General features: G+C 65.4%; 11 protein-coding genes and 1 pseudogene. 8 read left to right on the forward strand and 4 right to left on the reverse strand.

Features of this window, described 5'->3' with window-relative positions:
* The first annotated feature begins 35 nt into the window (after positions 1-35).
* The gene (locus ABC728_RS02605) at positions 36-1436 is read left to right on the forward strand and encodes an amidase (protein WP_416619858.1); all 1401 of its coding nucleotides are present in this window, start codon (positions 36-38) and stop codon (positions 1434-1436) included.
* Here ABC728_RS02605 and ABC728_RS02610 read toward each other — a convergent pair.
* Positions 1402-3981 carry a fimbria/pilus outer membrane usher protein gene (locus tag ABC728_RS02610; protein ID WP_445376255.1) on the reverse strand — a complete coding sequence of 860 codons (2580 nt, stop codon included), beginning with the start codon at positions 3979-3981 and terminating at the stop codon, positions 1402-1404. The genes ABC728_RS02605 and ABC728_RS02610 overlap by 35 nt on opposite strands.
* Before the next feature lie 6 nt (positions 3982-3987).
* Positions 3988-4719 (reverse strand): fimbria/pilus periplasmic chaperone, encoded by a 732-nt coding sequence (locus tag ABC728_RS02615; RefSeq protein ID WP_416619860.1) that lies wholly within the window; start codon positions 4717-4719, stop codon positions 3988-3990.
* Between the two features lie 439 nt (positions 4720-5158).
* Here ABC728_RS02615 and ABC728_RS02620 point away from each other — a divergent pair, with 439 nt between their 5' ends.
* The 4 genes from ABC728_RS02620 (at position 5159) to ABC728_RS02635 (ending at position 12780) form a co-directional block, all read left to right on the forward strand.
* Positions 5159-7018, forward strand: a complete 1860-nt coding sequence (locus tag ABC728_RS02620) for an ATP-binding protein (protein WP_416619861.1) — start codon at positions 5159-5161, stop codon at positions 7016-7018.
* 165 nt (positions 7019-7183) lie between these two features.
* On the forward strand, positions 7184-8326 hold the full coding sequence (locus tag ABC728_RS02625; RefSeq protein ID WP_416619862.1) for a hypothetical protein: 1143 nt from the start codon (positions 7184-7186) through the stop codon (positions 8324-8326).
* Between the two features lie 158 nt (positions 8327-8484).
* A complete protein-coding gene (locus ABC728_RS02630) occupies positions 8485-11949 on the forward strand; it encodes an autotransporter outer membrane beta-barrel domain-containing protein (RefSeq protein WP_416619863.1) in 3465 nt (1154 codons plus the stop codon).
* 117 nt (positions 11950-12066) lie between these two features.
* The gene (locus ABC728_RS02635; protein WP_416619864.1) at positions 12067-12780 is read left to right on the forward strand and encodes an extensin-like domain-containing protein; all 714 of its coding nucleotides are present in this window, start codon (positions 12067-12069) and stop codon (positions 12778-12780) included.
* Between the two features lie 454 nt (positions 12781-13234).
* Here ABC728_RS02635 and ABC728_RS02640 read toward each other — a convergent pair whose 3' ends face one another.
* Positions 13235-14641 (reverse strand): aldehyde dehydrogenase family protein, encoded by a 1407-nt coding sequence (locus ABC728_RS02640; protein WP_416619865.1) that lies wholly within the window; start codon positions 14639-14641, stop codon positions 13235-13237.
* 19 nt (positions 14642-14660) lie between these two features.
* Positions 14661-15742, reverse strand: a pseudogene (locus ABC728_RS02645) (Zn-dependent alcohol dehydrogenase).
* 189 nt (positions 15743-15931) lie between these two features.
* On the opposite strand from ABC728_RS02645, the gene ABC728_RS02650 reads away from it, so the two are divergent.
* From ABC728_RS02650 to ABC728_RS02660, 3 genes are read left to right on the forward strand one after another with little or no spacing between them, the layout of a single operon-like run.
* Positions 15932-17197, forward strand: coding sequence for an acyl-CoA dehydrogenase family protein (locus ABC728_RS02650; protein WP_416619868.1), 1266 nt, complete (start codon positions 15932-15934; stop codon positions 17195-17197).
* 30 nt (positions 17198-17227) lie between these two features.
* Positions 17228-18433: a thiolase family protein gene (locus tag ABC728_RS02655; RefSeq protein WP_416619869.1), complete on the forward strand. Its 1206-nt coding sequence runs from the start codon at positions 17228-17230 to the stop codon at positions 18431-18433.
* Between the two features lie 17 nt (positions 18434-18450).
* Positions 18451-19647 (forward strand): acyl-CoA dehydrogenase family protein, encoded by a 1197-nt coding sequence (locus tag ABC728_RS02660; protein WP_416619870.1) that lies wholly within the window; start codon positions 18451-18453, stop codon positions 19645-19647.
* Positions 19648-19649 lie beyond the last annotated feature (2 nt).

The raw sequence follows: 19649 nt of genomic DNA on the forward strand, positions 1-19649 counted from the left end.
TCAGGCGGTTTCACATGACAGCCAGGGGGACGGGAATGCCTGATTTCGCCGCGCGGGCAGAAGAGGCGCTGGCCCGGATCGCACGCTTCGATCCGCATCTTCGCGCCTTCGCGCTGGTCGAGCCCGAATGGGTGCGCGAACGGGCGTGGGGCCAGGACCGGGCTCCGCGGATGGGAGGACCGTTGGCGGGTCGGACGCTGGCCGTGAAGGATGTGCTGGACGTGTGGGGCCTGCCCACCGGCGGGGGATGCCGCACGCCCGTGGTAGGGGACGCGGGGGCGGATGCGGCGGCCGTCGCCGCCCTTTCCGGGGCCGGCATGCTGGTGCTGGGCAAGGCCAACACCGTCGAACTGGCCTTCGGTACCTGGGGCGTCAACCGGGCCACGGCCACGCCGCGCAATCCGTGGGATGCCGCCACCGTCCGCGTGGCCGGCGGGTCTTCCAGCGGATCGGCCGTGGCCGTGGCGGCGGGTCTGGCCGATGCCGCGCTGGGCACCGACACGGGCGGGTCCATCCGCATTCCCTCCGCCCTCAACAATGTCACGGGGCTGAAGCCCACGGGCGGGCGTGTGCCCATGGCGGGGTGTCTGCCGCTCTGCCCGGAACTGGATACGATCGGCCCCATGGCCCGGACGGTGGAGCAGGTGGCGCACCTGCTGGCCGTTCTGGCCGACCCGGCCGCCGGCCCGGCCAACCCTTCGCCACGGCTGGCCCGGCAGGCTGTCTTCGATGCCGCCGCCGCCCTGGCCGCGCCGGTGGCCGGCACCCGGCTGGCTGTGCTGCCCGACCGCTATCTGGATGGTGTCGATGCTGTGGTGGGGGCCGCCTATTTCGCCGCCCTGGCCCGGCTGGAAGGGCTGGGCGCCCGGCTGGTGGAGGCGGCACCACCTCTCTCACCGCAAGCCTGTGTCGAACCGTCGGGACTGCTGATGGCCGGCCGCGCCTGGCGGATATGGCGCGATCGTGTTGATCGTTACGAAACCGAAATAGATAAGGGTGTCCTGTCCCGATTGCGCGGGGGTGCTGACATTCCGGATGCGGAAATATCCAAGATATTGAAGGCCCGTGGTCGGGATCAGCCCGTTTTCCATGCCTGGGCACAGGAGTTCGATGCGCTGCTGACGCCGACCGTGCCCGTTCCAGCCCCCGGGCTGGCCGATCTGGATGAGGGGAAGCTGCCCTTCAGCCGGTATGTCCGCATGGCCAACTGGCTGGACCTGCCGGCGCTGGCGCTGCCCTGCGGAGAGACGGCGGAAGGGCTGCCTGTATCGTTGCAGATTCTGTCCACGCCCTGGCGGGAAGCCATGCTGGTCACGCTGGGGCATGGCTATCAGCGCGTCACGGACTGGGCGGACCGCCGACCCGACCTGCCGGCGCTGGCTGCCGCGACGGCAGAAGGTGTCAGGGCGGGGACAGCACCAGGGGCCCCAGCCTGATCTCTCCCTCTGCATCGGCAGCGACATGGATGGGGGTGGGCGGGCTGTCGCTCCCGTGGATGGACAACAGCCAGTCGCCGGGTCGCACGCTGTCGATGCGGAACAGGCCGCTGCGGTTGGTGAAGAAGGCGATTTCCCGTGCGCCATCAATGCCCTGCGGTATCAGCACCCCCGACAGCAGGGCGGCCGGCATACCGTCCGGACCGGTCAGCGTGCCGGTCAGGCTGACGACGGCGTTGGTGCCGATGGGCACGACCGTTCCCGAGCGATACCCCGGCTGGACGGCGGGCCGATCCTCGCCCAGGTCATAGTTGGCCGGCGCGTCCGGCACATCCAGCAGGATGGGCCGTACCAGATAGGCCGTGATGTTGGGCACGATGGGGCCACCCAGCCAGTCCGTTTCCGCTGCATAGCGGTCGTCTATGGGATCGACCCCGATATCCATGCCGGCCAGGCGGGGATGGGGGGCGATGATGGCGAAGCTGTTGGTGACGGGCCGTGTCACGCCATAATACCCGTCTGCGAAAACCAGGGCTGTGGCGGCCGTCAACTGGGTGCGGTTTTCCAGCCCCTTGATATCGTTCAGGCCACGCCGGACAAGGTCGTGTCTGGCCTGCGCCTCGAATTGCTGGTGGGTGTAGCTGACATTGCCCTGTACCCGGTCGCCGACCGAACCCGGTCCGTTCAGCAATTCCATCCCGCCCGACAGGGCGTCCACCGTGTAAAGCGACTGGAAACGCCAGTCCAGCCGCTGCTGCCGGCTGATCGTATCCAGGTTGAGGCCGGCACTCTGCCGCCCCTTGTCGAAGGTGAAACGGGTGGTCAGGTACAGCCCCGTTTCCTTGCCTCCGAAACTGTCGCGCCCGTGGCTGAAGGTCAGATCGACAGTGCCCGTATCGAACAGGCGCCGGCGCAGGGACAGGTCGACATTATAGCTGTCTTCCTGATTGTCTGTCCGCGTCTGACGGTAACGGCCCCCCAGCGATGCCGTCAGGTCCTCGAACAGGGCCTGACTGATCCGCATGGAGGCATCCAGCCTGGTATCGTTGACGAAGGTGGAACCGAAACTGCGATAATTCGCATCGTACCAGCTTACCTGCGCCGTGATGGATTGATGGTCCAGGATAGAGGTGCCGTTAGTATAGGATCGGTATCGTAACGTTCCACCATATCCTTGCTTTCTGGCTGCTGCCGTTTCATCGGGCTCCCAATCGCGGCGGCGCAGGTAGGCGGCGGGTTCCAGCCCGAACGTGCCAAGGCCCGTGGCCAGCAGCGCTTCCGCCGTCAGGGCCGCTTCGGTCCGGTCCACCTGTGCGCCCAAGGCCATGGTCAGGTTGTCGGTCACACCGATGCGGTGATAGCCCGTGAAGACGGGGTCGCTTTCGGCATAGCGGTAGCGGTCGTCCACAACCTGCGACGGCACCCCCAGACTGTAGCCGAACTCCTGCACACCCGCGGCCAGCAACTGGCTGTCGAAGAAGAAGGGAAAGTCGATCGTCTGCTCACGGCCGAACGCATCGGTGATGCGGATCTGCACATCATTCGTGCCGGATGCCCCGGGAAAATTGTTGAGATTGTAGGGCCCGGCTTCCAGCCGGAAGGAACGGGTGGGCCGGCCATTGACGATGACCTCCACGATGGATGGGTTTTCCAGGATGAATTCACGGGCACCGCCCGGCTGCACGAGGTCGTAGGGACGGATGGAGAAATTGCGGGCGACCGACAGGCCGGCCATGGCACGGCCCACCTGATTGCCCGTGACGGGCACCGACAGGTCGCCTAGCTGGGCCCGGATGCCGCTCTGCGTGAAATCACGCACCAGCCGCACGGGTCCGCGCGACAGGGTGTGCATGGCGTTCTCGCGGTAATAGACCTCTGCCTCCACCACCCAGCCCTTCCAGTTGACGGCTGGTTCCATCACGACCGACAGCGGCCCCCACCCGCTGTCGCCAAGGCCGGAAGGGGTCGAGAGATAGTCGAGCGCGGCGCGCATGTTTATCTGCGCCGATAAATCCGCCTGCGGAATGACGGTGTAGGCCCGCGCCGCCGCGCCGCGTTCCAGCACGGACAGGTCGCGCTGCTTGCGCGCCGCGGCGGGAATGGTGACCCTCACCACCTGCTCCCCGCCATCATAGGCAAGCTGGATGCCGGCGCGTGCCATGCGGGTGGGGTAGGCATGCCCGTCCGGTCCGGCCTGGGCCAGCAGATCGGCGATGGGGGCGTCCTGGGCCAGCGGGCGCAGCAATTCCGCCAGCCGGGTCAGGTCCACCAGGGTTTCCGCCGGGTCCAGCGCCACGATGGCCGGCACCTGTCCCACCTCGAACCCGTCGAAGAATACGGGCAGGTCGGTCTTCTGGGTACGGGGGGCCGGTTTGCGCTGCCCGAACGCCCGCTGGAACAGCTCTGCCGCTGTCGGCTGCTGCGCGGCCGGTGCCGGTTCCGCACCATGGGCGGCCAGCACCGGCCCGCAGGCCGCCAAGGCCAGCAGAGGCAGGATACGGGCCGCCGGACGACGGCCCCCAGACGGAGGCTTTCCGGTGCGCATAACGGGTCAGGGCAGGGACAGCCGGCCCTTCAGCGGCCCGACCGGCAATCCCTCGGGCCAGGGCAGCAGGAAGTCCCGCGTGACGCCCGGCAGGATGTTCTCTCCGGCCAGCCCGCCCAGCCGCTCGGCGGGGATGGAGACGGACCGCCCGCCGGCCTCCATCGTCAGGGTCGGATCCTTCAGGATCCTGTGTGCCGTGCCGTCATTGCGGACCCGAACCAGCATGACGACGCCGTCCGACAACTGGTGGGGGCCGGCTTCCACGACATTGATGGCAGGTCGCGCATCGGGCGGCACCACATAAAGGGACGCCTTGTATTGCACCAGCAGCCGCACCTGGCCGCCCTGGGACGGTGGCCGGCCGATATCGACGTCCAACTGTTCGGCCACCAGCCGGAATGCCAGTTCATGGGATGGATTGGCATCACCCGTCCATTGCACGCGCACCGACTGGTTCTGGTTGGGTTCCAGCACGAGTTGTTCGGGGAAGATGATCCAATCCTCCGACCGTTCGGCCGGCAGGTCCTCCCCGTCGGCCCCCTGGCTGCGCGGGGTGATGTGGATCTCCACGGCGATGGGGTTGGGGGTATCGTTCTCGATCCGGAATATCTGCGTGGCACCGCGGCCCGACGGCGCGAATTCCATTTCGATGGGGATCAGGCGGAAGGCGGCGGCAGGCATGGCCGTGGCCAGCAGCAGGCCCGCTGCCAACAGCGTCGCTTGGATATATCTGGTCATGGCTCGGCCCCGGATCGTTGGATTGTGCGGAAGGAATACATCTTCTGCTCAGGCCTTTGAATCACAAGACTTGGTTGATTGCCACAATTCAAACAAGGCAGCCTGTCACGGTCGCGCGCTTGTGATGAGGATCATGTCTTGCCAGGGTGCTTGTGTGGTAACCAGCGTGCAATCGGATAGGTCACGCCGTGTCACGGGCTGAAAATTGGGGAAAATTCATGTTAATGGGTTCATGGCCGGAAAAACAAATTGGCCCCGAAAGCAATAGTCACGGAATCTTTTTGGTTGCCTATGCTGGTGATTGCGGAATCAGTGACGTTGTTGCAGGATGGGCAGCCAAATCAATCTAGCGTTTATGCACTTGCGCTGACTTGCGGAAATGACTCTCGATCACGCCTTGATGATGGTTAATGCGGCGCCCCTTTTGGGGGCGAGCGCCTTGCTGGCTGTCATCTGGCTGCATGGCCGGCAGGAACGCTATGCACTGTTCTGGTGCGCCGGCTTTGCCGTGGCCCTGCTGCTCATGCCGCTGATGGGCCCGTCCCCGCCGCCGCATACGCTGGTCACCGGCTTCCTGGCCACAATGGCCAGCACATTGTACAATCTTGCCTTCTATCTGCTGGCGCATGGCGCGGCGCTTTACGCGGGGCAGCGTTTTGCCTGGCGGCGCTGGTTTTCGATGGGGGCCATGGTGGCGGTCGTCACGGCAGTGACGCTGGCGCGCGGCGACGCAGTGCTGCGCGAACTGGTGAATGGCAGTTTCGTGCTGGCGGCCTGTGGGGCCGGGGTCCTGTCCATCTGGCGGGTGCGGCCGCGGCGAATGGCGGAATGGACGATGATTGCCGCCTTCCTGGGGGCGGCGCTGATGATGGCCTTCTTCCTGGCCGATGTCGTCATCACGCGCCCGGCCGATACATATGCATTGGAAAATCTGGGCAATCAGGTCGCCTGGCTGGCCCAACCCGTTCTGGTCGTCACCTTCGCCACAGGCGCTGTCGCGGCCGCTTTGTCACGGCTGGTGCGGCAGTTGGCGGCCGAGCGGGGGGCAGCAGAGGCTGTGGCCGAGCAGGCGCGGGCCGCCGATCGGGCCAAGTCGGAATTCCTGGCTACCATCAGCCACGAGATCCGCACGCCCATCAACGCCATCCAGGGCTGTCTGCAGATCCTGGAAACGCATAATCTGAACGCGGCGCAGATTCGCCTGCTGGAGGTGATGGGCGGGTCCAGTGCCACGCTGCTGTCCTTGATCGATGATGTGCTGGACATGGCGAAGCTGGAGGCCGGGCGGCTGGAGATGGTGTCTGGCCCCGTGGATCTGGGCCTGCTGCTGGGCGACCTGATGGCCAGTGTCGGGCCGCGCGCGGAACGCAAGGGCCTGGTATTGAGCCTGCGCACGGGCGATGGCGTGCCGTCTGGTGTCGTCACCGACGGCAAGCGTCTGCGCCAGATATTGCTTTGTCTGCTGGACAATGCCGTGAAATTCACCGAGCGGGGGCAGGTGACGCTGTCCGTGGACCGGGTTGCGTCCCCGCCCAGGGGCCACGCCAGCGCATCCAAGGGAAAGGGGGACGCGCATTGGGTGCGCTTCCAGGTGACGGACACCGGCATCGGCATTCCGGCCGACAAGCTGGAGCAGATATTCAACGTCTTCAACCAGGCCGACAATTCCATCAGCCGGCGATTTGGCGGGACGGGCCTGGGGCTGGCCATCGCCCGATCGCTGACCGACATGCTGGGCGGTGTCCTGACCGTGGATAGCGGCCCCGAACAGGGCAGCGAGTTCAGCCTGTGCCTGCCGCTGGTGGCCCTGACCGTGCAGCAGCCCGATACGCCGCCCCGGATGATGGAGCCTGCGGCGATGACTTCCACCATGGTGCCGGTTGCGGATTTGTACGGTGCCGGGCTGGGAGAGCGGCCCGTCATCCTGCTGGTGGAAGATGATGAGATGAACCGTCTGGTGACGACGGAATTGCTGGTGCGGTACGGGGCGGAGGTGATGCAGGCCGCCAATGGGGCGGAGGCACTGTCCATCGTGCGCCGTCGCCCCGTGGACGCCGTGGTCATGGACCTGTCCATGCCGGAGATGGATGGGCTGGAGACGGCCCGCCGTCTGCGCAGCCTGCCGGGCTCGGGCGGTCGCGTGCCCATCGTGGCCCTTTCCGCCAATCTGACGGCCGATATCAGGCAGCAATGCCGCGATGCCGGTATCCAGGCCTTTCTGCCCAAGCCCTTCCGGCTGGAGGATGTGGGCGCCGCCCTGTCCAGTGTGCTGTCCCGGATGTCCAAGCCGGCGGCATAGGCCGCTGTCCCGCTCTGCGTTCTGCAATCCTACCCCGCCTTCTGCCCGCGCCACCCTTATCTCAGCCCGGGCTACCCTGATCGGTCCTGTCCGGTTCCGCATGCCGGCCGTAGCCTTTGCGGGGTGTGGCCCCGCCCGGCGGGGCGGATGCGGAAAGCGGAGACGATGTCGCCAACCCAGCGCGTATTGAGCCTTGCCGTCGTGAACAGCGTCGGCTTCTCCGCCACCACGGCAATGGCCCTGTGGATCACCTCGGTGCAAGGGCTGCTGCCGGTGGAGCCATGGTGGGGCAGTGTGGTCGGCGCCTGCCAGCTTGGGGCGGCTGCCATGTCGAACCTGGTCGCCCCCTACCTGTTCCGCCGTGTCTCATGCGAGGAACTGGCCAGGGCCGCCGCCCTGTTCGCGGCGATCTGCGCGGGTTTCATGGCGGCGGGCCATGCCCCCTGGCTGTTTGCCGCCGGTGCCATCGGGCTTGGTGTCGGGCATGGTCTGATGCTGAACGCCGCCAATGCGTTGCTGGCACGTTCCCATGCCGTCCAGGGCAATTACGCCACGGCCCAGATTTGTGAGGTGGCCTTTGCCGCCAGCTTCTACTTCGCGGCGGGGACCATCATCGACCTGTTCGGCCTGCGGGCCATCTTCCTGATCCTGTCGGTCCTGGCTTTGCTGGCGGCCCTTCTTATGCACCGGCTGTCCCTGTCCGGACGCAGCCCCCGCGATGCGCCGGGGGCGCCGACAGATGGTGCGATCGGCTGGCGTGGTCCGGCGACGGCCCTGGCCTTCATTCTGTTCTTCGTCGGGCAGGCATCCTTCTATCAGCATCAGGTGGCGATCGGCAGCCGGCTGGGCATCGATCCGCCGGCCATGAGCCGACTGATGGCGCTTGCCACCATGGGCGGCATGATGGGCGCGGTGGCCGCCAAGATGGCGGGGCTGCGTTTCGGGCTTGTCCGTCCGTTGATGGTGATCCCGCTTGCCCTGGCCCTGGTGCTGATCATGGCGGTCCGCACGCAGGACGGTTTGATCTTCGCCATCTGCGCCGTAATGATCCAGTCCCTGACGATCGCCATCATCCCCTATGTCTTCACGATCCTGGCCACCCTGGACCCGACGGGCCGTCTGCCGTCCCGCGGGCCGGCGCTTCTGCTGCTCGGCGTTGCCGGGGGGCCGCTGCTGGCGGAGGTTTGCCTGCGGAAGGGGGGCTATGGGCTGGTGGGCGTGGCGGGGGCCGCCATTGTCCTGGTATCCGGCCTTCTGTTCATGATGACGGGGCGGGGCATCCGCGGCGGCGTGCCCCGGGCCGCCTGATCCGGTTGCGGCGCGCTTCTGACACCCCCCTTTTCTGTTCCCGCGCTGGGACGCTGACAGATGTCGATCTTCATGATATTGGCTGCAACGGGGACATATCCGGGGCCTGTCACGGGGCATCGGTTGAAGCATTGATCTGAACGGGGTGGGTCAGTCAAATGGACGGGGCGATGGAAGCGGCGGCGCCGATAGTGTCGCCTGCCTATATCGAGTTTCAGCGCGAGGTCGTCATCAATTCGGACATCTGGTCGACGACGGCCCGCATATTGTCCGCCGATTTCGGCTTTGAGGGGATCATCGGCATTCCGGGCCTGGGGGGAGCGTCGACCCTGGGGCTGGCCGTGGCAGCCGGGGCCGGGGTGAACGCGGATTTCGCGACCCTGACGCCCCAGCCGCCCTTGCGGGCCCTGACCGCCGCCACGCCGGTTGCCAGCCTGATCCAGGGTGGCTATGGCGCGCAGGTGATCCATGGCGATGCCCTGCCCATCGTTTTCAGCCTGCCTGTCCTGCCGGGCACACTGGCCCCGACCGACATCGCCATTCGCCTCAATACCGGAGAAGTGGTGACCCCGCAGGCCGTCGGTTTGAACCCGAACCTTGAATATAACGAGCGCAACGTCGTTGTGGTGTTCGGGGAATTCGGCAACAGGCTGACCCCGGGGACCGAGGGGGCCATCCATCCGGTATCGGTGGAGATTGTGTCCGATGACAAGCCCCTGATGCTGGTCGGGCCGGATGGATTGCAATCGGCGGTGGGGATGACCGCGGCCAGCGGCAATCCCTATGTCACCGGCCCGAGCCTGCTGGCGGCCAAGCTCAGCCGTTTCTCTGCCGTGGGGGACAGCGGCCCCGTCTCGCTGATGGGAGGGGTGACCAATGACGGTGCCACTCTCTATCAGGGGGCAGCCACCTATCGCCTGCGCCTGCTGACCAATGGCGGCTTTTCCCCCGACGGTGTCTCGGCCATCCGGCCCGGCGACTTTTCCCGGTTCTTCCAGCTTCAGGCCGTGGATTCGGAGGGCCGGCTGGTCACCATCACGCAAGACGGCGTGGCCTATGACCTGGGGCCGGGGCTTGGGATAGTGAAGGTGGTGGGGCTGGCCGATCTTGGGGTTCCCCCGGCCGGCATCCCGGCTCCCTATTATCTGGCCGACAATGACAATTACATCGACATCATCCTGACAGGGGATGACGCGGCGGTCAGAAGCCTGCTGAACGTCAAGATCCCCACCGCGGCGGAGGCCGGCTACAGCGACATCTACACCCCCGGCGGTCCCGGTCGGACACCCGTGACTGGTACGATCTATACCAGGCCCGCGGCGACACAGACCCTGGCCATCACAGACAGCCTCGACAGGCTGACGACCGTCAGCTACGCAGCACAGCAGGTGGCCGCCTATGACCGGCATGACAATCTGCCCGTCATCTTTCGCCTGCATCATGCCGGTACGGGCGATACCGTGCTGACGGCCAGTTCCAACCGGGCGGCTTCGTTGCTGGCCCAGGGTTATGGCGAGCAAGGCGTGCCATTCGCCAATGACGGCAACAGCCAGGCCACCCTTGCGGTGCGGGAATTCTATTCCGCCGCGGCCGGTGACCATGTCTATACCGCCGATGCCGTGGAAATCGAGCGGCTGCTGCTGCCGGGCAGCGGTTACCAGGATCAAGGTGTCGTGTTCAGGGCGATGGGCCATGCGGCCCCGGGGGCGGCTCCCATCCACCGGTTCTTTTCCGCCAATACCGGCAATCATCTCTACAGCCCCTCCCTGACGGAAGGGTTCACCAGCGATGGTTATGCCTATGAGGGGGTTGCCTGGTATGCGGCCGACCTGCTGCCCGGCCCCAAGGGCGTGGTGACGTTCGATCGCAGCGACGCGCTGGATTTCACAGGCAGCCTGACGGGCAACGACACCTTGCTGAAGCAAGGTGTCGGCATCTTGACCCTGTCCGGGGAAAGCCGGCTGACGGGGGGCACGCAAGTCGCAGCCGGCACCTTGGAGGTCAATGGCAGCCTGGAAACAACATCCTTGACGATTGTGACCGGTTCGGCTCTTTCTGGGTCAGGAACCGTGACCGGTTCTGTCTTGAATGCGGGAACCCTGTCTCCTGGTCGTTCTCCGGGCGTGTTGACCATCCGGGGCGATGTGGTCAGTGTTGCCACAGCGGATCTGCGTGTCGAGATCGACGGTCCCGTGGCGGGCGCAGGCGAAGGGCGACATGACCGGCTTGTCGTGTCCGGCGGCTTTGCTGCGGATGGCATAGTGACAGCGGTGCTTCGCGGCTTCGCCGAAGCCGATGCCACCTCTTTCACGCCAGCCCTGGGCCAGGGCTTCACGATCCTTCAGGCGGCAGGCGGCATCACCGGCGGATTTACAGGATTGAACCAGCCGGCCGGCGGGCTGCCCGCCGGTGCCCGCCTCGATCTCTCGTATGGATCGACGGATGTGGCGTTACTGGTCACGCCTTCATCCTATGCCGGTATCGGTGGGTTGGACGAAGGCCAGCGATCTGTTGGGGCGTCGCTTGATTCTCTCCGGCCTGCGGCGGGCACGCGCCAGATGAATGACCGCGGCGTGCTGTTCGAAGCGCTCTACCGTACCGCCCCTGCCGCCATCCCGGCCGCGCTGACGACGATGGGCGGCGCACTTCATCCTGATATGGTGCGTGGCGGGCTGGACGCGGCTCGGATGTTCAGCGACATCCTGTCTGACCGGCAGGCCTTGTTGCGGCGCGGGGCTGTATCCGGCACGGGGCAGGCGCTGCCAGAGATCGACGGGACGGATAATGATGTGCGCCTGTCCGACAGCGCCGCGGCGAATGCCGCCAATCTTTGGGCCCGCATCAATCTGGGGTCCCGCAACGGCAGTGGCCTGGATCGCGATCAGGTGGGCTTGACCACGGGGTTCGATGTGCCGGCGCCCGGCAATTCCCGGCTGGGGGCCGCCATCGGCTATGTCCGGACTGACCTGGACGGGGCCGGGGGTGACAGCACGATGAACAGCTACATGCTCGCGGCCTATGGTGGCATAACCCACGGGCGCCTGTTCGGCACGGCCGATATCGCTTTCGGCATGAGCGACCATGATGCCCGGCGGCCCATCCGCTTCGGCAGCATCGACCGGCTGGCGCTGTCGGATGGCAAGGGCAGCCAGTTCGGGGCCGGCTTTACGGCCGGTTACCGCGCGACTGTGGCCGGGCTTCTGTTCGAAGCGGCCGGGGGGCTGCGTTACGATCAGGTGTCGGGCGAAGGGTTCAGGGAGGCAGGGGCAGGTGCGCTGGACCTTTCAGTGGACAACCTGGACCTGCATGCACTGCGGTCCGAGGCGGGTCTTCGGCTGGCGGCACGATATCGCAGCACGGCGGACCTTATAGTTGAGCCGGAACTGCATGTGCGCTGGGATCATGATTTCAGGGACGTGGCTGCTCGCAGCCTGTTCAGGCTGGACGGCGCAGGTTTCCATCAGGCCGGTGCCGCACGGGGCCGTGACGCCGCCGTGATAGGCGCCGGCCTGACCGCGCGCAAGGATGGCTGGCTTGAAGCCTTTGCCCAGATCGACCTGGATCGGCGGGAAGGTGAGGTGGGGCGCACCGCGTCGCTGGGCATTCGTCTCCGTTTCGGCTGACCCTTGACCGTTCGGGGTGCCGCCAGCGGGGAGCGGCGGGCGCATTGGCGGCAGGGCGGGTGACAGTGCTGGCCAGATGGCGTTTTCAACCCCATATCCCGGCCTGTGAAACGGCTATTGCTCATCCTTCTCCTGCTGGCGCTGGCCGGGCTGGGACTGGTTGCCGCCCGGCAGGGGGGCGGCTTGACCTCGCTCATTCCCGCCCGCTGGAATCCATGGGCTCTGCCGGACCCCGCGGAACCGCCCGGATGGCTGACAAGCTGGCAATTGGCGCGACTGGCGGAGGATACGCCTGCCTGCCTTGCCTGGCTGGAACGGGCCGGCGTGTCGGTGTCACCGGTACCCGACCGGGTCGGGCCGGAGCCGGGATGTGGCCTTTCCGGAGCTGCCACCTTGCAGAAATCCGCCTTGCGTTACCAGGGGCGTGTGACGGCCAGTTGCCCGGTGCTGGCCGGACTGGCCCTTTATGAACGCCATGTGCTGATCCCGTCGGCGGAACGCCATCTGGGCACAACACCCGTCTCCGTCCGCCATTTCGGTACCTATGCGTGCCGGGCTGTGCGCACCGACCGCGGGGAGGGGGGGCGGCGCAGCCAGCACGCGACCGCCAATGCCATCGACATTGCGGCCATCACGCTGGCGGATGGACGGGAAACCGTCCTGCTGCGTGATTGGAGTGAAAAAGGTGGCACAGGTCCCCGCGCTCTTTTCTGGCGTGATGCGCATAAGGGGGCCTGTGACATCTTCCGCACGGCGCTCGGCCCGGAATATAACGCACTGCATCGCGACCATTTCCATCTCGACATGGGTCGCTTCGGCGTCTGCCGGTGAAACGCTCATTGCCCGGGCTTTCGGGCCGTGCCGTCACCGAAGCCTCAACCCGCATCCCCTCATCATCCCAGGCACCATCACGCTTCCACCCAGGATACCTGATGGTACATCGGTGACATTTCTATCCGGTAGAGGATTGATACTATTTTGCGGTGACCAGAACCTATTGGTTCTGGTCACCGCCCTCAATTGCCGGCGCCAACATTCGTTGGCGCGAGCGACGCCGCACGAGCGGTGCTGTGGCAGTCGCCGCCGGACCAACGTGCGATGAGTTCTACTCATCGCACGTTGGTATGATACCAAGATGACCTGCTCCCTGGAAATGTGTCCGGGATAAAGTAGAGTCCTCCGATCGAAGGAGGGCTATTTGATGAAGACTTTCGACGCCTATACAGGGTCAAACTTCAATGCTGATTGACACCTCCCGGCAAACCCCGCGCAGTTCAGGGCGCTATCACCCGCGCTTGATGTTGAGGATCGCGGCCTGCGTGTACTCCTTAAGCCCATCCAGCCCGAGTTCTGCGCCCATGCCTGATTGTTTGGCCCCACGGAAAGCGATCATCGGACTCAGCGCCAGATGCTGGTTGACCCAGATGGTACCGCTTTGCAGCCGGGCCGCCACATCCGCCGCCCGTTCCTCGTCGGTTCCCCAGACTGACCCGCCCAGCCCATAGTCCGATGCGTTGGCGCGTTCCACGACCTCATCCAGATCCGTGTATTTTAGCACAGGCAGCACGGGGCCGAACTGTTCATCGCGCACGATGGCGGCATCGTCGGTGACATCGCGGACGATGGTGGGGGCAATGAAGAAGCCCTCCCGGTCCAAAGCGGTGCCACCGGCGGCGATCTTGCCGTCGCGGGCGCTGTCGGCCAGCAGGGCTTTCAGCTTTTCAAACTGTGCGCGGTTCTGCACGGGCCCGATCTGGGTTCCCTGTCGGCTGCCATCATCCACGACAGCGGCCTGCGCCAGCCGGGTCAGCTCGTCGCAGAAAATATCGTACATCATTTCCGGGACATAGGCGCGCTTGATGACCACGCAGACCTGGCCGGCATTGGCCATCGCGCCCTGGAAGATCTTGCGGGCCGTGGCGATCGGGTCGACGTCGTCCAGGACAATGGCGGCATCATTGCCGCCCAGTTCCAGGGTCACGCGCTTCAGCGTTGCCGCCGCCGCCTGCATCACCTTGCGGCCCGTGGCCGTGGAACCGGTGAAGGACACCTTGGCCACATTGGGATGGCTGGTCAGGGCTTGCCCCAGATCATTCTCGTCGCAGATGATATTGACCACGCCGGGCGGCAGGATTTCCGCGCAGAGCGCCCCGAACAGCAGACTGGTCAGCGGGGTCGTCGGCGCAGGCTTGGCCACCACCGTGTTGCCGGCCAGCAGCGCCGGCCCCAGCTTGTTCATCAGCAGCATCACCGGGTAGTTCCACGGCGTAATGGCGGCCACCACGCCCAGCGGCCGGCGGATTTCCACGACCTTGCCCTTGGCATCATCCTTCTGCACCACGGGGTCCAGCTTCATGCCGGCGAAGGCGCGCAGGGTGAAGATGGCCCCCATGATCTCCATGCCGGCCTGGTCCAGGGGCTTGCCCTGTTCCAGGGTCAGCAGCCGGCCGAACTCCGCTGCCCGTGCCTGCATCGCATCGGCCAAACGGGTCAGCAGGCCGGCACGGTCGGCCAGCGGACGGGCGGACCAGGCGGGGAAGGCGGCCTTCGCCGCGGCCACCGCCTCGTCCAGCAGGGCCAGATCAGCGACGGGACAGGTGGCGAAGGCCGCCCCGGTGGCCGGATTGACGACATCGATATGACGGGCGCCGTCGCGCAGCACGCCGTTGATCAGCAGCTTATGGTCGGACATGGTCTCGGCTTTCCGGCGGTCAGGCGAAGGTGACGATGGAACGGGCGATCATGCCGCTCTTCATCTCGGTGAAAGCCTCGTCGATCTGTTCCAGCCGGATACGGCGCGAAATCAGTTCGTCCAGCTTCAGGCGGCCCGACATGTAGAAATCAACCAGGCGCGGGATGTCCACCGGAAAGCGGTTCGATCCCATGAAGGAACCCTGCAGCACCTTTTCTGCCAGGAATTCATAGCCATTGACGCTGACCTTCTGCCCGACCGGGATCATGCCCACCACGGTGGCCCGGCCGCCCCGGCGCAGCATGGCGAAGGCGTCCTCCACCGTCTTGGGCAGGCCGATGGCTTCGATCGCGTGATGAACGCCGCCGCGCGTCATTTCCAGCACCTTGGCCACCGTCTCACCATCGGCGGCATTCACGAAATCCGTGGCACCGAACTGCCGGGCCAGGGCTTCCTTTTCGGCGATGCGGTCAATGGCGATGATCCGGCCGGCACCGGCAATGGCGGCGGCATTGATGGCGCACAGCCCGACACCGCCGCAGCCGATTATCGCCACCGTTTCGCCCGGCCGGACATTGGCGGTATGGGCCACGGCGCCATAACCGGTGACCACGGCACAGCCCAGCAGGGCCGCCCGGTCCATGGGCATGTCGGGGCGGATGCGCACACAGGCATTCTCATGGATCAGCATCTGTTCGGCAAAGGCCGACAGGTGCAGGAACTGCGCCATGGGGGTGTCGCCACCGCCCAGGCGCGGCTCATCCTCCTTGCCGCGCTGGGTTTCCGGGCTGACGCAACGGCTGATATGGCCGGAGACGCAATGTTCGCAATGGCGCAGAAGGCCGACAGGCAGGTGACGACATGGTCGCCGGGCCGGACCGTGCGCACATCGCTGCCCACCGCCTCCACCACGCCCGCACTTTCATGGCCCAGGATGGTGGGCAGGCGCGTCGGGTAATGGCCTTCATAGAAATGCAGGTCCGAATGGCAGACGCCCGTCGCGACGGTGCGGATCAGCACTTCGCGCGGGCCGGGCTTGGAAATGGCCACATCCTCGATGGATAGGGGGCTTCCCACGGCGCGCAGAATGGCAGCTTTCACGTTTCTCTCCCAGGCTTGTTCGCCACAGATTACTAAATGCGGAACGCTTTCCAAGCGCAAAAAGAAACAACAAGATGACAAAATTTGAAAATAGCGTATGTTTTTGACTTGCAAGAAGGGGCGGGCCGGCGCCACAAGGGGATGGCGCCCGCGTGCGGCGCCCAACAGACAAGATCGGGAGGCGGGATCGTGGATTTCGAGCTGAGCGAGAGGCAGCGGCATTTCCGCGACCGGGTGCGTGATTTCATCGAAGCGGAAATCCGGCCCCGGGCAGCGGAATATGAGGCGCAGGCCCATGGCGCGGAGCGCTGGCAGGTGGTTCCGGTCATAGAGGCGCTGAAGCCCAGGGCGCGTGCCGCCGGCCTGTGGAACCTGTTCATGCCGCCGCGATCGGGCCGCGCCCATGTCGATGACAGCTTCGCCTTCGAGGGTGAGCAGCTTTCGAACCTTGAGTATGCGCTGTGTGCGGAGGAGATGGGCCGGGTCAACTGGGCCAGCGAGGTCTTTAACTGCTCCGCCCCCGATACGGGCAATATGGAGGTGCAGCTGCGCTATGGCACGCGGGCACAGAAGGATCGCTGGCTGGCGCCGCTGATGGCGGGCGACATCCGCTCGGCCTTCCTGATGACGGAGCCGACGGTCGCCTCGTCCGACGCGACCAACATTGAATGTTCGATCCTGCGCGACGGTGATAATTATGTGATCAATGGCCGCAAATGGTGGTCGTCGGGCGTGGGCGATCCGCGCTGCCAGGTGGCCATCGTCATGGGCAAGTCGGACCCGGAAGGCTCGCGCCATGGCAGCCAGAGCATGATCCTGGTGCCGCTGGACGCGCCCGGCGTGCGGATCGAGCGCATGCTGACCGTGTTCGGCTATGATCATTCCCCGCATGGCCATGGCGAGGTCTCGCTCGACAATGTCCGGGTGCCGGCCTCCAACATGCTGCTGGGCGAGGGGCGGGGGTTCGAGATCGCGCAGGGCCGCCTGGGACCCGGACGCATCCATCATTGCATGCGCACCATCGGTGTGGCGGAGGAGGCGCTGGCCGCCATGGCGCGCCGGCTGACCAGCCGTGTCGCCTTCGGCAAGCGCATTTCCGATCACAGTGTCTGGGAGATGCGCGTCGCCCAGGCCCGCATCGATATCGAAATGAGCCGCCTGCTTTGCCTGAAGGCCGCCGACATGATGGACAAGGCGGGCAACAAGGCGGCGCAGACCGAGATCGCCATGATCAAGGTGCAGGCACCGACCATGGCGCTGCGCATCCTGGATGATGCCATCCAGGCGCATGGCGGCGGCGGTGTATCGCAGGATTTCTTCCTGGCCCATGCCTGGGCCGGCATCCGCACCCTGCGCTTTGCCGATGGCCCGGACGAGGTGCATGCCCGCGCCATCGCCCGCAGTGAATTCAGCAAATATGCCGATCTGAAAGTGCGGCCCGCAGCGGCGCACTGATCTTGATCGCCAGAAAGGGATGGAAACAGAATGAGCCGTGAAGCCGTCATCGTCTCCACCGCCCGCACGCCAATCGGCCGGGCCAATCGGGGGGCGTTCAACAATACCGAACCGGCTGTGCTGGCCGCCCATGTGATGAATGCCGCCATCGAACGGGCCGGCATCGACCCCGCCCGTATCGACGACATCTTCTATGGCACCGGCAACCAGTATGGGCAGCAATTCTTCAACATTGGCCGCCTGTCGGTCTTTGCGGGCAAGCTGCCGCAATCGGTTGCCGGCTTCACGCTGGACCGCAAATGCGCGTCGGGCCTGACGACGGTTGCCCTGGCGGCCCGGTCGATCATGTGCGACGACATTGACGTGGCCCTGGCCGGCGGTGGGGAGTCCGTCTCCTTCACCATGCGGCCAGGCCTGGTGAAGCCCGATTGGCGGTCGCAAACCGTGCTGGAAGCCGAACCCGACGCCTATATGGCGATGATTGAGACGGCGGAAATCGTGGCCGACCGCTATGGCGTGTCACGGGAATATCAGGATCGTTTCGCTGCCGAAAGCCAGCGCCGCGCTGCCGCCGGCATTGCCGAAGGCCGTTTCGATACCGAAACTGTGCCGCTGACGGCAGAGAAGATCAATTGGAACAAGGATGGGACCGAGGCTGGTCGCGAGACGGTCACCCTTTCCAATGACGAGGGCGTGCGCGCCGACACGACCTATGAGGGGCTGTCAGCGCTGAAGCCTGTCTGGAAGGACGGCATCAAGGTCAAGGAAGGAAGGCATGTGACAGCCGGCAATGCCAGCCAGCTTTCCGACGGGGCGTCGGCGCAGATCCTGATGGACCGGGCCACGGCGGAAGCCGAGGGACGACCCATCCTGGGCGTGTTCCGGGGATTCCAGACGGCGGGCTGCGGCCCCGACGAAATGGGCATCGGCCCGGTCTTCGCCATTCCCAAACTGCTGGCCCGCGCCCGCCTGAAGGTGGAGGATATCGGCCTTTGGGAGGTCAACGAGGCCTTTGCCAGTCAGGCGCTCTATTGCCGTGACAAGCTGGGCATCGATCCGGAAAGGCTGAACGTCAATGGCGGGGCCATCGCTATCGGCCATCCGTTCGGCATGACCGGCAGCCGTCTGGTCGGCCACGCCCTGATCGAGGGACGGCGCCGTGGCGTTCGCTATGTCGTTGTGTCGATGTGTGTGGCGGGCGGCATGGGTGCTGCCGGCCTGTTCGAGATCATTTGATCCTGGGGACTATCGATATGGATCTGAGCTTTACCAGCGAGGACGAGGCCTTCCGCGCCGAGGTGCGGGCCTTCCTCCAGGAGAAACTGCCTGCGCGCCTGTCCGACAAGGTGTGCAAGGGGCAACGCCTGTCCAAGGCCGATATGGAGGAATGGCATGCCATCCTCAACGGGCGCGGCTGGCTGGCCAATCACTGGCCGGTTGAATGGGGCGGCACCGGCTGGAACGTCATGCAGCGCTTCATCTTCGAGACGGAGATTGCACTGGCCCATGCACCGCGCATCGTGCCCTTCGGCCTGTCGATGCTGGCCCCGGTGCTGATCAAGTACGGGTCCGAGGCGCAGAAGAAATACTGGCTGCCGCGTATCCTGGACGGCACCGACTGGTGGTGCCAGGGCTATTCGGAACCGGGGGCGGGGTCCGATCTGGCTAGCCTGAAGACCAGCGCCGTGCGCGACGGCGACCATTATATCGTCAACGGGCAGAAGACCTGGACGACCCTGGGCCAATATGCCGACATGATCTTCTGTCTGGTCCGCACGTCCAATACCGGGCGCAAGCAGGAGGGCATCTCCTTCCTGCTGATCGACATGAAGACGCCGGGGATCGAGGTGCGGCCGATCAAGCTGCTGGACGGCGATTACGAGGTGAATGAGGTCTTCTTCACCGATGTCCGCGTGCCGGTGGCCAATCTGGTGGGCGAGCAGGACAAGGGCTGGACCTATGCCAAGTACCTGCTGACCTATGAGCGCACCAACATCGCCGGGGTCGGCGCCTCCATGGCCGCGTTTGAGCGACTGAAGGAGGTGGCGGCCACGCAGATGAAGAATGGCAGGAAGCTGGCCGATGATCCGCAGTTCGCCATCCGCCTGGCGCGGCTGGAGATCGAGCTGGAGAACATGAAGACCACAAATCTGCGCGTCCTGGCGGCGGCCGGTGCCGGCCATGCGCCGACGGCGGAAAGCTCCATGCTGAAGATCCGGGGTACGGAGATCCGTCAGCAGGTCACCGACCTGATGCGCCGGGCGGCCGGCGTGCATGCCCAGGCCTATGTCAGTGAGGCACTGGAGGAAGGGTTCAACGGCCAGCCGGTGGGGCCCGATTTCGCCGCCCCGACCGCGTCGCAATATTTCAACTATCGCAAGCTTTCGATCTTCGGCGGCTCCAACGAGGTGCAGCGCGAAATCATCAGCAAAGCCATTCTGGAGCTGTGAGC

Source organism: Niveispirillum fermenti, assembly GCF_052474395.1.

Bases quoted from the DNA above. Each gene is read 5' to 3' on its own strand.
- ABC728_RS02605 (WP_416619858.1), top strand. From the start codon at position 36: ATGCCTGATTTCGCCGCGCGGGCAGAAGAGGCGCTGGCCCGGATCGCA.
- ABC728_RS02610 (WP_445376255.1), bottom strand. From the start codon at position 3,981: ATGCGCACCGGAAAGCCTCCGTCTGGGGGCCGTCGTCCGGCGGCCCGT.
- ABC728_RS02615 (WP_416619860.1), bottom strand. From the start codon at position 4,719: ATGACCAGATATATCCAAGCGACGCTGTTGGCAGCGGGCCTGCTGCTG.
- ABC728_RS02625 (WP_416619862.1), top strand. From the start codon at position 7,184: ATGTCGCCAACCCAGCGCGTATTGAGCCTTGCCGTCGTGAACAGCGTC.
- ABC728_RS02630 (WP_416619863.1), top strand. From the start codon at position 8,485: ATGGACGGGGCGATGGAAGCGGCGGCGCCGATAGTGTCGCCTGCCTAT.
- ABC728_RS02640 (WP_416619865.1), bottom strand. From the start codon at position 14,641: ATGTCCGACCATAAGCTGCTGATCAACGGCGTGCTGCGCGACGGCGCC.
- ABC728_RS02655 (WP_416619869.1), top strand. From the start codon at position 17,228: ATGAGCCGTGAAGCCGTCATCGTCTCCACCGCCCGCACGCCAATCGGC.
- ABC728_RS02660 (WP_416619870.1), top strand. From the start codon at position 18,451: ATGGATCTGAGCTTTACCAGCGAGGACGAGGCCTTCCGCGCCGAGGTG.